The sequence below is a fragment of the Ferdinandcohnia jepli genome, from assembly GCF_047246645.1.
Lineage (GTDB): Bacteria > Bacillota > Bacilli > Bacillales > Bacillaceae_L > Ferdinandcohnia.
In genome coordinates, this window is sequence record NZ_JBFOKR010000009.1 from 43716 (window position 1) to 58267 (window position 14552).

A 14552-nucleotide genomic window follows, 5' to 3' on the forward strand; every position below is an offset into this window, starting at 1 on the left:
ATAATAAGTAACATTCTATTCTAAATGAGGTATTCATATGATTCGTATTACTGCGGTCTCAATGGAAAATGAAATTCTAACTGACATTCCCATCAAAAGAATCAATGAACTTAAATGTAAATGGTTCTGGATTGATTTTAATAAACCTACTGAAAGTGAGTTAGAAGAATTAACAACTACCTTACGATTTCACCCTCTTGCAATAGAGGATTGCATTCATATCTTACAAAGACCTAAGTTAGATTTTTATGAGTCAAATACATTTTTTGTTACACATAGTCTCCATCAAGAAACAATGGAAAAAGAGGAAATTAATATGTTTCTAAGTGAAAAATATATTGTTACCTTTCATCTAGCAGAATCAATTGAGGTAGATGAAGTATGGGGAAAATTTCATGATACAGAGGAACCGGATATATGGGAACCCTCGCTCGTGTTATACTACATTATTGATAAGCTAGTAGATAATTACTTCCCCATTATTTATCAACTTGAAGATAAATTAAATGAGATAGAGGACAATTCGAGCCATAAATCGATGGAGGAGCTTTTAGATGAATTATTTGATACACGCCATAATTTACTTACATTACGACATACAGTAATGCCCATGCGTGACTTAGTTTATCGAATGATAAATTCACATCGACTTGAAAATATTAAGCATCGGCTTGAGTATTTCTATGACATACACGACCACCTGTTGCGGCTCACTGAAAAATTAGATGCAAATCGAGAGTTAACAGCAGATATTCGTGATAGCTATTTATCTTTAAACTCACATCAAACAAACAAAGTAATGCGAATTTTAACCGTAATCACTACTATTTTCATGCCACTAACCTTTATCGCTGGAATATATGGAATGAATTTCGCTCATATGCCTGAACTTACATACAAATATGGATATTTTGTGGTACAGGGTATTATGTTTGTGATTGGAATCGGAATGTTTTTGTGGTTTAAGCAGAAGGGTTGGTTTAAATAGGCTTGTTTTGATAGTAAAACCGTCGGCTATAGTGCTCCTATATTCGTTATTTTTATTTTATGGCAGTAATTCGTTTCTATCGTCGTTATTTTCTTTCTATAGCGATAAATCAATTCTATAAGCGATAATTCAATTCTATAGTCGTTAGACTGTTTCACATTAGAAAACTCGGCGAATGCCGAGCCTTTAGGCGACAGCAGAGCCGTAGTTGCACTTATGCAGATAGGAAAGAATTTTATACTTTCCTATCTGCCATAAAAAGGTGCCCCAACCAACTCGAGGCACCTCCCAATCCTATTCAACCTCTGGTAACACAATGGAAGATGGATGTTTTCGGTCATGTAAGATCGTAACGATTCCACCCAACTGGTTAAGTAGTTGTGGAATTGGTGACATGGAATGTGGAAAATCACTTGGTCCAACAGCTACACGAAGTTTATGTCCCTTTTTAATAACAGCATTGGTTGGGAAGATTTCAACATTCAGTTCCATTGGTACCCCTGGAATAACTTTCTCGACCGATTCTTTCGTGAACGGATGATATGGTTGAACCAGCTCACCATCTAAATAGCGGCTCTTCTCAGAATCAGTTTTACGGAATGATGCAGCCAGCCAGCCAGCCGTTATTTCTGTGGATGTTCCATCAGGTGCTACGTCAGTAACTCTAACTGAAACTATAGCCTCTCTTACGGTTGTAGACACAAACAATTTTGCTGCAAGTGGCCCACTAAAAATAAAATCTTCTTCCATTGCTTCCGTTGTAAAGGTTATCTCTGATAGTTCTGTTATCGATTATCCTTACTACAAGGCGTTGAACTTAGTGCCCCTGCTAACCATTGATTTGAACTACCAGAACAGATTCCGTTTACTTGGTGTTGTAGCATGTAGTCCTTTTTCTCAAACAGACCAGGCTCTTCCTGATTTAGTTTTCCATTTTGATGCAAGTACCATTTGCTTGCTTTTGTATTAGGATTTGGATAATCTGATTGAACGACAAATTGATTTGCTCCAAGCAAAAATTGCGTTACATCTGGAATCTTATTTACTTTTGTGTTGATACCCTTTAGATAATGATCAAACCAGCGTAACGCAATTTGATCAAGAGTCGGAACTCCATCTTTCGGTAATCCAGAACCAAAGTCTCCATGTGTCCAATTTCCCATTAATAGCTTTGTCGGTACTCTACCTTTTAGCTTTTCATAGATCATTGGCTCTCCACGTTGGAAAATGTCATGCAACCCTCCTGTAACAAAGGTTGGAACTTGAATTTTATCTGTCACATAGATTGGTGATCGTAAATGTGCGGCTGGGCCATCATATGCCCATTCTCCGCCCGTTACCAGGGAAGTTAATGTTGTAGACGGGAACGATAGTGTACTGCCAACATGGCCTAATAGAGTAGTTGTTGCCGTGATTGGTTCGCTCAGAGTATATGTAGGTGGTAATATTCCTGTTGTTGTAACCAAACCTAGCCAAAGTGGGATAAAACCGGTGTTCATCATACCGCCGGACATTAAGATATCACGATACACATCACCCATCGGTACAATCGGAAAGATCGCTTTTAGGCTTGGCGGCTGCTGGGCTGCAGTAAAAAGCTGATTAATAGCCATATATGAGGCTCCCCATAAACCTACATTCCCATCACTCCACGGCTGCTTTGCACTCCACTCAACAAGCTCGTAGCCGTCACGTTGCTCAGCCTCTCCAAATGAATCCCAAGTTCCCTGAGACCCACCTGTACCTCGAACATCAACAACTACATGTACATAGCCTCGTTCGACTAAATATTGATTGTGCTCCCCTAGTGGACCATTTTTATTATAAGGAGTCTGGGTTAAAATAACAGGAAACTTTCCATCCGCATTTGGACGATGCACATTAGCTACAAGCTTCGTACCGTCACGCATAACGATAAATACATCCCGCTCTGTAACTACATCATAGCTTTTTTCTCTGTCATACGCGTCCCACTGTTTTCTAGTTTTCTGCATTTCTACTTCAGCAGAAACCGAGTTAGACATACCAGGATAAAAAATACTTGTTACTAAAATAAAAACAAGGCTTACTATCAGTTGTTTTTTCATCTGACACCTCCAATATTCCCCTTTTATGTAAGCGTATCCATTTTTCTGTTTAAAAAATATAGATTAGTAGTAGTAAATTAGCTACTGCATTAGACCTAAAATTCACTATAGAAAATCAATGATTAATAAAAAACTTTCTGAAAATACTATCAATAGTTCACTATTTTAGTATATAATACAAAATATTAGGGTTACGAAATAAAAGGACCTATTTTGAGAGGAGAATTGAAATGACTACAGTTAAAGAGAAACTATTAACTCGTTCTGAAGTTCCAGTTGAACAAACCTGGAATCTTGATGATTTGTTTCAAACAGTTGAAGCTTGGGAAGCAGAATTAGCTGGAATTCAAGCTGATGTTTCCACAGTAACAAAGTATAAAGGTTTACTAGGAGAAGGAGCAGAAACTCTATTAGACTGCTTACTAGCTCGTGAAGAGTTGCAAAAACGAATCGTACTCGTTGCTACATACGCAAGTCTACGTTTTTCTGAGGATGCGACTAATCCAGACAATCAAGGAAATGCTGCTCGCGTTTCGTCTGCACTTTCTGAAATTGGGGCTGCATTATCATTTATTGAGTCTGAAATCCTTACACTACCAGAGGGTACTATCGAACAATACATAAAAGAAGAGCAAGGTTTAGAAGTATTCCAGAATAATTTATCTCTTATACTAGAGAAAAAACCACATACGCTTTCACCTGAAACAGAGGAAGCTTTAGCTGCATTAGGTGAAGTTCATGATGCTCCATATATGATTTACCAACGAAGCAAGGCTTCAGATATGAAATTCTCATCTTTTAAGGATGAGGAAGGTAATGAGTTACCATTGTCATTTGCTTTATTTGAAGATCGCTACGAGCTTTCAGAGAATACAACTGTGCGCCGTAATGCATACGAAGCTTTCTCTGAATCATTGAAACAATACCAAAATACGTTTGCTGCAGCATATGGAACAGAAGTTAAAAAGCAAGTTGCGCTATCAAAACTTCGTAACTATGAATCTGTTACGGATATGCTTCTACATCCACAGCAAGTGACAAAAGAGATGTATAATAATCAATTAGATATTATTCAAAACGAGCTTGCTCCTCATATGCGTAAGCTTGCTAAATTAAGACAAAGAGTTCTCGGATTAGATACATTACGTTTTTGTGATTTAAAAGCACCTCTTGATCCAGAATTTAATCCTAAAACAACATATGAAGAAGCGTCAAAAACAATTCTTGAAGCATTACAAGTAATGGGTCCAGAGTATAGTGCCATTATGGAAAAAGGATTAACTGAACGTTGGGTTGACCTACCAGCTAACGTAGGAAAGTCTACTGGTGCTTTTTGCTCAAGTCCTTACGGTTCTCACCCGTACATCCTTATCACTTGGACTGACACAATGAGAGGTGCATTTATACTAGCTCATGAACTTGGACATGCTGGGCATTTCTATTTAGCAAATAGTCATCAACGAGTTGGTAATACTCGCCCTTCTACTTACTTTATAGAAGCACCTTCAACTATAAATGAACTATTATTAGCAGAGCATCTACTCTCAAAAACTGATGATAAGCGAATGAAACGATGGGTAATTCTTCAGCTATTAGGGACCTATTATCATAACTTTGTAACTCATTTACTTGAAGGTGAATATCAGCGTAGAGTATACGCATTAGCAGAACAAGGAAATCCAATCACTGCTCCTGCATTAAGCTCAATTAAACATGAAGTATTAACTTCGTTCTGGGGAGATGCAGTTGAAATTGATGAAGCTGCCAGCTTAACCTGGATGCGCCAGCCTCACTACTATATGGGCTTATATCCTTATACGTATTCCGCTGGATTAACAGTATCAACAGCTGTTGCTAAGTTAATAAAAGAAGAAGGTCAACCTGTTGTAGACCGTTGGTTAGACGTACTTAAAGCTGGTGGAACCATGAAACCACTTGAGTTAATGAAATATGCTGGTGTTGATATGTCTCAGCCAGACGCAATTCGCACTGCTGTAGCATATGTTGGCGGATTAGTTGATGAATTAGAAGCTTTATATCAGTAAGAAATAAATTTATTAGACAAAAGTAAAAACCTTAGCTTAGTTTCGTACTAGGCTAAGGTTTTATTGTAAGTCAGAACTACCCTTTTCTTTTTCTAACACCTTCATAATTCTCTAGAAAATCCAGAGACTCTCCATATTTACTCGCGACAAAATCCTTTTCGGAGGAACTTAGTTGTTGGTAAATACTTCGTAACGTAATCATTTCTCCGTCATTTAGAGCAATTTGATGTTCAAATAACTTATTTGCCATATCAAATAACCGTAAAGCATCGATAAAATTACTATTTATGCTCATGTCTACACCTCTACTACAAATCATTACCCACTATTTATCTAATTTTAATTTCGCTAACGCATCTGCTAGCGCTGTATTGATTGGCTCTTCTTTATCTTGATTTTTCAAGTATTTTGAAACGTCCCTTTTAGAAACCTTACCTGCTTTGTTTTTTTGTCTTCTTTCATTAAAAGCGGACATCTTTTCTCTGTGACCACATTTACAAACAAATAATTGCCCCTCTCCTTCTCCTCGAAGTTCAAGTTTTTTATGGCAATTTGGACATCTAGCGTTGGTAACTTTCGAGATATTCTTGCGGTGCCCACAATCACGGTCCTGACAAACTAACATTTTGCCTTTCTTTCCATTTACCTCTAGCATAAGTTTTCCGCAATCAGGACATTTTGTTCCTGTTATATTGTCATGCTTAAATTTAGAATCACTATACTTTATTTCAGATACAACTGTCTTTGTGTACTTTTTAATATCCGAAATAAAGTCATTTTTGTTTAGTTTACCTTTTGAAATTTGTTCTAACTTTTGCTCCCATTCAGCAGATAGTACAGGAGATTTTATATCCTCAGGTACTAAATCTAGTAGCTGTTTACCTTTATTAGTAATGTGAATATCCTGACCTCTTTTTTCAATTAGAAAGCTATTAAAAAGTTTTTCAATAATATCAGCTCTTGTTGCAACAGTTCCTAGTCCACCTGTTTTACCAATTGTGTCAATTAATTCCTTGCTCTCACCTGCCATGTATTTTGCTGGGTTTTCCATCGCAGATAATAATGTTCCTTCGTTAAAAAACTTTGGCGGCTGGGTTTCTCTTGAAATCTCATTAATTGAATTAATCGTCAGGTTCATACCTGGTTTGATGGAAGCAGGTATTTGACTATCATTCTGATCATCTTCTTCATCATTCGTAGTTATTACTTCTTTCCAACCTAGAGAAGTTACTGTAATTCCTTTTGCTACAAATAATTCATTACTAATACTAGCAAATACAACTTTTTGTTCGTAGGTATAAGCAGGTAAAAATACTGATAAAAAGCGTTTTACAATTAAATCATATAGTTTTTCTTCTTTTGAAGATAATGCTTGTAGATTCGCACGTTCTTCAGTCGGTATGATGGCATGATGATCAGTAACCTTACTGTTATCTACAAACGATTTATTCGTCTTTATACCGCTCTTTATTATCTTTGATGCCAGTTTTACGTAAGGCTGTGTCATACATGCCTCAATTCGGTCCTTAAGGGTTTCAACTATATCTGTAGACAAGAATCTTGAATCTGTTCTCGGATACGTTACAAGTTTATGCTGTTCATAAAGTTTTTGTAATACATTTAATGTTTCCTTAGCCGAAAAACCAAATCGCTTATTCGCATCACGTTGTAGTTCTGTTAAATCATAAAGCTGTGGTGCGTAGCTCTTTTTCTGTGAAGTCTGAACATCCTTAATCTCTATGTTTTGATTCGATAGTTTACGTATTATTACAGTTGCGTCATTTTTATTAAAAACACGGTGTTCCTTCGAATTTTTGTGCTGCCACTTGAAAGAGATGTCCCCGGCATGAACATGAATTTCCGAATATGGTTTTGGGATAAACTGTTTGATTTCTTCCTCTCTTTTAGCAATGATTGCTAAAGTAGGGGTTTGTACACGTCCACATGATAATTGAGCGTTAAATTTCGTTGTTAATGCTCGAGTAGCATTAATTCCAACTAGCCAATCCGCCTCTGCACGGGCTACAGCCGAAAAATATAGATTTTCAAATTCCTTGCCATTTTTTAAGCTTGCAAATCCCTGTTTTATCGCTTTATCAGTAACAGATGAAATCCATAATCGTTTAATAGGCTTACGTGTATGGGACTTTTCAATAATCCACCTTGCCACAAGCTCTCCTTCACGACCCGCATCTGTCGCAATAATAATGTCTTTGACATCCTTACGTTGAAGCTGTGCTTTTACTGCACTATATTGTTTCCCTGTTTGTTTAATAACGACAAGGTGTAATGGTGATGGAATTATAGGTAAGTCTTCTAATTTCCATGATTTATACTGTTCACCGTATTTTTCAGGATCTGCTAATGTAACAAGATGCCCCAAGGCCCATGTTACAATATATTTTTCATTTTCAAAATAGCCATTTCCCTTCTTCTGACAACCAAGTACTCTAGCTATGTCTCTTCCAACAGATGGTTTTTCTGCAAGCACGAGTGATTTCATTGCAATACCTCCAATTCATTCATTTATTATACAGGTATTTTAAGGGTATTACACTTTTTATGGTGCTGGAATTCTTATAATTAATGCCAAAATAAAAAATACCCAGCTATCGCTGAGTTGATTTAGCCTTCTCTATTCACTGGCAAAACGATTTTAAACACCGTAGCATCTTGAATTGATGAACATGAAATAGTTCCCCGGTGCTTTTCAATAATTTTTTTACAAACAAAAAGACCAATTCCTGTTCCAAATTCTTTTGTAGTATAAAAAGGTTCAAAAATTGTAACTAACGATTCTTCTGGAATCATCGGACCGTTATTTGTAATCGAAATTACAATTCGATCATTTATTAATTTCCCCTTTATCCATATTTTACGATCATAAGGGGTTGTTTTTAATGCATCTATCGAGTTCATCAGGATATTTAATAATACCTGTCTAATTTCGTCTTTATTAGCAATGACTTTTAAATCACTTTCTACCTTTATATCTACTTCAACATCTCCATCTAGTATACTTGCATATATAAACTCTGTGATTTCAGTAAACATATCTAAAAGTGAAATATCATTTTCATCACGCTCAATTAATTCCTTTTTAGAAACATGAAGAAATTGAGATATCTTATAATTAAGCTGATTTAATTCATGACTTATGATATCTAGATACTTTATATCGGGGTGATCTGTGCCAATTAATTTTACGAAACCGATTACAGCAGTTAGCGGATTTCGGAACTCATGTACAAATGTGGATGCCATTTGTCCGAGAATTGTTAATCGGTCTTGATGACTTTGATCAATATACTGGATTTTATCCTGTAACTGCTTATCCTTTAATTCAGTATACTTTGATACTGCATAATACGAAAATTGATCAAACACTCGATTGACCTCTTCAAATACATATTCCAAGTCATCTCGGTTAATATTTGATTTATATATGTATTTAAGAATCTCACTTCTTCCTAAATTAACATTGTATACGAATTCACCAATATTAATATTTGCTTCCACTCTCTCTGCAGCTATCCTATAGGCAAACTTTTTTAGTTCTTCATCACCGATGGGTTCGATAATAGAATTTTTGACAATCTCAAACATACTTAACCCATTAAGAATAACCTTATCCTTGTGTAGATCTTCGCCCGATATAACAATATGATCTTTCCAAGACTTTAAAAACACTGATAAATTACTTTCAAGATAATACACAAGTTCACCTATAACTAAATTCAAATTATGTCACCTCTTAGAGTAAGAAATCAACTATAAAATACTATTATCCTAATAATATTCTACTATTCTTTCAAATCTCCTTTAAAATATTTTCGAATTTTTAAAAATTTCATCTTGGAAATTGAAATGTAAAATAGAAAAAATAGACAAGTTTCGATGAGGGTCAAGCATACACTAGAGTAAGACAAGTTAAAGGGGGTTGTGAAGTGTGAGGTTTATCTTTATAAAACGGAGTTGGGTAGTTGGGTCCTTCATATTTGGGGTTATTATTTTAGGCGGCTGGTTTTGGCTACAACCACAAATCATTCCTACTATCTCTACTGTTACTGCAGAGGATGAGAATGTTGTGATACATATTACAACAGGTGAACTAAATTCAAAAACAGAAGATGGTAAAGAGATTGAATCGTATTTTTGGAATCCTGGAACGGTCTATGTACCACAAGGTAAAAATGTTACTTTCAAGATCTACGGTGTAAACGGAAGCGAACATTCCTTTTATATTGAGGGTACTGACATTAAAGGTACTGTAAAAAGAGGAGAAGAGCTTTCTGTTAAAACTAGCTTTAAAGAAGAAGGTATGTACCGCATTATTTGTTTAAATCACGGTGATATTAAAAATAACGGCCCAATGATAGGATACATTGTGGTTGATTAATAGAAATTGTTTGAGCCTTGTGGGAAGACAGCACTATTCCGTGAGGCTTTTATTTATTTTAGTAATACAATATTAATGGGGATGATCTACTAGAATCATCCCCTCTGTTCTTATATTTTCCTCACAACAATAACCGGTGAGGTTTTTCGAATCATGCAATCCTCTATATCCGATTGGGCTAGTAAACCTAATGTAATCGCAGCTTCGATTTTTTGTTGGTCAGGTTGTTTTACAGTTTGTATACAATCCACTAACTTCAAATCTTCTAATCTCTTTACCATTTTTTCATCATGAAAACCTTCCGAACATCGAATTTGTCTTTGGATTTTATAGTTTCCGACGACAGATTCTCCCTTTTCATTTTTTCCGATTGTTTCATCAAAATAAACGTTAATGACTTTCTTCATTTCTTTTAGTTCTTTTTCAATTTGTTTAGCCTGTTCACTTAACATAACATATCTAGCCATTAGCTCCTCAGGTATTTCTGAAAAACTATTTGTACCTTCTTGGTTCTGAATCATGATAATTCCCCCAGTTACTAGTTTACTTAATCATATGTTGTAAAATAGGAGAACATTCTTTCTTCTTTTTTAGATAATTATTTTAATAAATGTTCCTATATGTTTCCTGAAAGATACAAAGTTTGGTGATTTCCGCTCCTGACACTCGCTTTCCACGGGCGGACCGTGAGCCTCCTCTACGAAATGCGTAAGCGGCTTGGTAGAAACGAGGAAATTGGCCGCCAATAACGCCACGTCCTGTGGCTTTGCCGGCACTAGCACATCCTGTGCGTCGGAGACTCCGACATAAGAGGCGTATTTTGCCTCTGACGGAGGAGTTGAAATTTCTCGAGTTTCTAGCTGCTGAAGCTGGACAAGTCGCTAGGCTCCTGCGGGGTCTCACTTGACTTGCACAGGACAAGGAATTCTCCGGCAGCATATGCATCGCACGAAGAAAATGCGTAGCATTTTCGAGGAGTCTCGTGCCATGCGCTACAATCACCCTGTAATTCATTATTTTGCTCAAGATAAACTCCATTAGGCATTATAAAAGCAGCAAATTTGCTAATTTTTCTGAAACATACGAAATCCAGCTATCTCATAAAATAGCTGGATTTTTCTTGTTATAACTTTAAAATTTCCTTTGTTAATATATCTAATGGTTCGAGCAGGAGACTTAACAAAGTGGTCGTTAGTAAATGAATTGGAAGTAAAGTTTTTGATAGAATTGAGGTAAGTAATTTTGTAAGGTCTTCTGCTTGTTTATTTACTATCTTTAATCTGTCTAACTGTTCTTTTGATACCGTCTCCTTTGTGATTAATTCATCTTTGAGTTTTTGTAATTCGGTTATATTCTTTTGGACTTTTTCTTTAAGTGAAGTGTCCTTTGTCTTACTTAAGGTTGCAAGCAGTTCCTCTAAAACCGTGATTGTATCATCAATTAAGACTAATGCTTCATCTAATAATGGATCAACGATAGGATCAAGAGGCTCAATTGGTATATCTTTTATTGGCTCAACTATCTTTGGAGGTAATTCTTTAATCGGTTCTATTATTTTGCCTGGCGCCTCTAATACTGGATCAATGATTTTACCTGGAATATCTAAGACTGGATCCAACACCTTACCTGGAACCTCCAATACTGGGTCAAGTACTTTCCCTGGCCCATCCAGTATCGGATCAAGTACTTCCTTAATTGGATCAGTGATTTCATCAGGTATAAGCGGGTCTGTTACATCCAAAACTGGATCTAAGACTTCACCTACTGGATTTGTAGGAGCGGTTGTTTCTCCTCCATCTTCTGCTCCTGTATCACAAGATAAAGGTCGTTTTTCATCCATAATATTTTGTATTTCATCCTTGATAATGTTTGCACCTTTTTTATGTAGATCCGTTAAAACTGATGCAAGATGTGGTTTTTTTATGGATGAATGCCCATTGACCGTCGTAAGTGATAAATTCTTCATGTCCATATACGAACTTGTCATATACTCTGAAACTAATGTTACATTCTTTAGACCAACTTCTGGATAAGAAACCCCAAATGCTACACAAGCACCTTGAAAATCTATTCCTGTGGCATCAACTATAAGGTTCTGTGCTTTTATTGGACCAGTAGCCTTTATGATGGTTGAGACAGGTCCACTTGGAGTATTAAATTCCTTAACTAACGTCATTCCATGTATTTTTGCTTCCTTATACTCAAAACGAATAACTGGTTGACCTTGATTGTTTAGTGTGATTTTTGAAACCATCGTGTTTCCTTCAATAAGATCTGCCTTAACAATAAAACCGGTTAATGAGGTCTCATTTGCAGAGGCATGATTACTTAAGAATGTCGTGAAACTTAAAAGTAGCATTGCTATAATGGCAATTTTCGATATTTTACACTTTACTACCCTCATCATTTGAATTTCCCCTTTTCCTTGTAATTAGCTGAAGGGTAACAACAGATAGATAGTTTTTTATTACTTTCATGCATCCTTATAAAACGAACTCACTCTCCGGTTGAGTCGTCTCAATTGGAAGTTCCTTTTTTGTTTCATTTTGAACAGGGACATTTTGCCATGCTATACAAAGGGAGCCGCCAATAATGCCGAGTATTGTTCCAACAAACATTCCCCCAAGTGCTCCCATTACTGAGAGAACGGATACAAAGATAATGAATGCTCCCAGAATAGTAGAGGCATTTGGATAAATATAAACCATAATACTTAAAAGTATTAAAATCCCCCCAAATAGAAGACCTACATACGCCATGCTACCAGGTAAGAAGGCGATCTTGGCTAGGTGCATTGGTATCCATAAAATTAAGAGAGAGGACAGTAAAGAGATTGTTGCGCCCCAAAAAGGCCTTCTTGATCTCCAACCATTTTTTTTATTATTTTTCGCCAATTGTAATCACCTCGTAAATTCTACTTATCTATCGTTTCAACAGTTAGTCTCATGCCATCCATTGTAATTGTTTTCTGGAAAAGGTAGTGAGTTTTAAGTTTTGCATTCTCCAAGATGATTTTATCTGACTCTTGTCTAAATTGATCTTGCCAATTGGTGCTTGTTTGCTCTCTTAATACAAGACCATTAAATTTTGCATTAGCTAAGATTTCAGTTGCATCATGCTGCAGACCTGTAATTTGAACAGGCTTTGATGCTGTAATTTTAACCTTAATCCACTTTTCACCGAGCTTGAATTCCTTTGACAGGATTAATCCGTCAATTGTTAATTTGTCTATAATATTTGTACCTTGAGGGACAGAGCTGGCACTACTTGTATCTCCTAGTTTCGGATAAAATACATACCCGTCACCTTCTAGACGGTCAAACTCAACGTAAAAGTCTCCTACCCCAGCGATTGGCACAGCGTACCCTGTACCAGTAAACCCGAACAAAAAGCCGATCAAACCTAAAAATACAAAACCAGATGTTAATGATAGGAAAAACCTTTTCTTATTTGTTTTACCTACCACTTCATTTTCTTGTATGCTCTCTCTCATACCTTCACCCCATTACTTTTTTTACTAATTTTACAACAATCTGAAAATTAAGCCAATTACTACTTACATCGGGTTTCAATCCTTAATGTAAGCACTACCCCTACATTTGTCGGGTTGTTTTCGAAAAATATGAATATATATAATTACTACCTATTACTTTAGTAGTAATTTAAGCAAATATAAATTAGGGCTTTCTAGTTATCTATTCCGTTTTAGAAGAGAAACAGTAGTCCAATGAAAACGGATACAATATAATGGAATATATATCCATTACTTTTGGAGGGATTCAGGTGCAACTTTCATTAAAAGCAAATATGGAATCAATTTTGCTTAAAGGCCTTCATATTCTATGGTCAAACAAAGATGCAATTACAAGAGAATGGCGTCGACTCCTTCAAAAGGATGAGGCTATCCTTGAACAAAGTCTTTATGCGAAAAAACTTGTTGTTCAAATAGAGAAAGCACTTATTGACAGTTGCGCACCAACAATTACAACTTTCTTTAAGAATTTAAGTCCTATTAAGGTTCCTTTATCACCCTATGAATCAAATCAGTTCATTATGTTTCTTACCTATCTTGAAAACATTGTACACAAGATTACAAGAACGACTATGAACTCAACCTACCATGAGTACCAAGCCATCCATTATCTTTTTTCCAAAATTAGCAAAGAACTTCTAGCAAATTCGAAAAATGAAAGTGAGACAGATGAAAATGTTCGTTTATCTGACCTAACTTTGCAGCAGCTTCTTTCAACATTGCAAATGAAAATAGAGGCTACCCAGAATCAAAATCCATTAACAGATTATGAAAATGAGGCTGTTTTATTATTCAATCAATGGATCTTAAGGTCTACAAATTTTAACAATGCTGTGGAGAATATTGCATCAGGATTTGTAAATTGTCTTCCATTTAATCGTTGTGCTTTATTTTCTCATGAAAGAGAAAAAGGTGTGGGATTAATGGGGTATCATGTAAAGGATATTGAGAAGATAACAGAAAACATAACTAATGTCCCATCAGTACTACATAACATAAAAAAACTCTTTAACTTACAACCGATCTATATCGCAAATGCTGCGCAAGCCTTCCCAGAGGAGTATGTTGAAAAGTTTCAACTTGAATCTGTTGTTATGGTCCCTCTGTATGCATCCTCTAAAAATAAGTTATTAGGGATTGCAATTGTAGACTGTGGAGAAGGAACTTATTTTGAACTTTCTCAAGAGCTAGTTATTGCCCTAATGCGTTTTGGACAAAGCGCTGCTGAATTATTAGAAGCACATTGGGATGGAAGAGCCCCAAACTTGAGTGACTCAACCACCCCTACCCTATCCCCTAGAGAAATTGATGTTTTGCAGCTAATGGCAAATGGGTTGTCGATCTCAGAGGCCGCTGAAGAATTACAGTTAAGCTCCTATACTGTAAGAGATTATGTATCCGCGATTATAAGAAAATTAAACGCTAAAAACCGGACTCATGCTGCAGTGATTGGAGCTGCAAAAGGGTTAATACGGTTATAAAAGTAGGTAGTAAAAAGACC

General features: G+C 36.1%; 13 protein-coding genes. 4 read left to right on the forward strand and 9 right to left on the reverse strand.

The features are described from left to right. Positions 1-37: 37 nt before the first annotated feature. Complete coding sequence (gene corA / locus AB3M96_RS10845; RefSeq protein ID WP_412967627.1) at positions 38-988, forward strand: magnesium/cobalt transporter CorA; 951 nt, start codon at positions 38-40, stop codon at positions 986-988. Between the two features lie 294 nt (positions 989-1282). On the opposite strand, the gene AB3M96_RS10850 is transcribed toward corA, so the two are convergent. After that, complete coding sequence (locus AB3M96_RS10850; RefSeq protein WP_412967809.1) at positions 1283-1777, reverse strand: CocE/NonD family hydrolase C-terminal non-catalytic domain-containing protein; 495 nt, start codon at positions 1775-1777, stop codon at positions 1283-1285. Further along, positions 1774-3075, reverse strand: a complete 1302-nt coding sequence (locus AB3M96_RS10855) for a CocE/NonD family hydrolase (RefSeq protein WP_412967628.1) — start codon at positions 3073-3075, stop codon at positions 1774-1776. Before AB3M96_RS10855 ends, AB3M96_RS10850 begins: the two co-directional genes overlap by 4 nt. Before the next feature lie 230 nt (positions 3076-3305). Between AB3M96_RS10855 and pepF the strand changes: the two genes are divergently transcribed. Then, positions 3306-5120, forward strand: a complete 1815-nt coding sequence (pepF, locus tag AB3M96_RS10860) for an oligoendopeptidase F (protein ID WP_412967629.1) — start codon at positions 3306-3308, stop codon at positions 5118-5120. A 76-nt stretch (positions 5121-5196) separates the two neighbouring features. Here the strand turns inward: pepF and AB3M96_RS10865 are convergent, their stop codons facing one another. The 3 genes from AB3M96_RS10865 to AB3M96_RS10875 all read right to left on the reverse strand — a co-directional run bounded on the left by AB3M96_RS10865 (position 5197) and on the right by AB3M96_RS10875 (position 8861). Next, complete coding sequence (locus AB3M96_RS10865; RefSeq protein WP_412967630.1) at positions 5197-5415, reverse strand: hypothetical protein; 219 nt, start codon at positions 5413-5415, stop codon at positions 5197-5199. A 30-nt stretch (positions 5416-5445) separates the two neighbouring features. Further along, positions 5446-7623 (reverse strand): DNA topoisomerase III, encoded by a 2178-nt coding sequence (locus AB3M96_RS10870; protein WP_412967631.1) that lies wholly within the window; start codon positions 7621-7623, stop codon positions 5446-5448. A gap of 122 nt (positions 7624-7745) precedes the next feature. Further along, positions 7746-8861 (reverse strand): histidine kinase N-terminal domain-containing protein, encoded by a 1116-nt coding sequence (locus AB3M96_RS10875; protein ID WP_412967632.1) that lies wholly within the window; start codon positions 8859-8861, stop codon positions 7746-7748. Positions 8862-9069: 208 nt separating this feature from the next. Between AB3M96_RS10875 and AB3M96_RS10880 the strand changes: the two genes are divergently transcribed. Beyond that, a complete protein-coding gene (locus tag AB3M96_RS10880) occupies positions 9070-9519 on the forward strand; it encodes a cupredoxin domain-containing protein (protein ID WP_412967633.1) in 450 nt (149 codons plus the stop codon). 110 nt (positions 9520-9629) lie between these two features. On the opposite strand, the gene AB3M96_RS10885 is transcribed toward AB3M96_RS10880, so the two are convergent. From AB3M96_RS10885 to AB3M96_RS10900, 4 genes are all read right to left on the reverse strand, one after another. Further along, complete coding sequence (locus tag AB3M96_RS10885) at positions 9630-10040, reverse strand: hypothetical protein (RefSeq protein WP_412967634.1); 411 nt, start codon at positions 10038-10040, stop codon at positions 9630-9632. A 602-nt stretch (positions 10041-10642) separates the two neighbouring features. Then, entirely contained in the window at positions 10643-11926 is a 1284-nt protein-coding gene (locus AB3M96_RS10890; protein ID WP_412967635.1) for a DUF6230 family protein, read from the reverse strand. Positions 11927-12002: 76 nt separating this feature from the next. Further along, positions 12003-12413: a DUF6114 domain-containing protein gene (locus tag AB3M96_RS10895; RefSeq protein ID WP_412967636.1), complete on the reverse strand. Its 411-nt coding sequence runs from the start codon at positions 12411-12413 to the stop codon at positions 12003-12005. A 20-nt stretch (positions 12414-12433) separates the two neighbouring features. Beyond that, positions 12434-13012: a DUF6230 family protein gene (locus AB3M96_RS10900; RefSeq protein ID WP_412967637.1), complete on the reverse strand. Its 579-nt coding sequence runs from the start codon at positions 13010-13012 to the stop codon at positions 12434-12436. A gap of 290 nt (positions 13013-13302) precedes the next feature. Between AB3M96_RS10900 and AB3M96_RS10905 the strand changes: the two genes are divergently transcribed. Next, on the forward strand, positions 13303-14532 hold the full coding sequence (locus AB3M96_RS10905) for a response regulator transcription factor (RefSeq protein WP_412967638.1): 1230 nt from the start codon (positions 13303-13305) through the stop codon (positions 14530-14532). Positions 14533-14552: the final 20 nt, after the last annotated feature.